Annotated in this window: 1 protein-coding gene; it reads right to left on the bottom strand. The window is 57.1% G+C overall.

Annotated elements, in window-relative coordinates; translation table 11 throughout:
• Window positions 1–30 precede the first annotated feature (30 nt).
• The coding region (locus HMPREF0298_RS11350) for an integrase core domain-containing protein (RefSeq protein ID WP_006841351.1) at window positions 31–259 on the bottom strand (229 nt) is incomplete at its 5' end.

Raw genomic sequence — 259 nt, 5'->3', positions numbered from 1 at the left:
CCCCTGGAAAGTGGACACAGGGAATTGAACTTATGCGGTCAAGGTGAGTTTACCGCAGGTGCGGTTTTCGAACTCGAGGGGCGACAGATAATCGCACCATGAGTGTCTGCGCTTCTGGTTGTAGCGCACACACCACGCGAAGACGTCCCGTCTGGCGTGCAGCAGTGAGTCGAAGCATTTCCGGTTTTGCAGCACCTCGCGTTTCAATGTCGCGTTGAACGACTCCGCTAGCGCGTTGTCTGCGCTGGTTCCCACCGCT

This window comes from Corynebacterium lipophiloflavum DSM 44291, assembly GCF_000159635.1.
GTDB lineage: Bacteria > Actinomycetota > Actinomycetes > Mycobacteriales > Mycobacteriaceae > Corynebacterium > Corynebacterium lipophiloflavum.
This window is presented reverse-complemented; position numbering and strand designations above follow the sequence as displayed.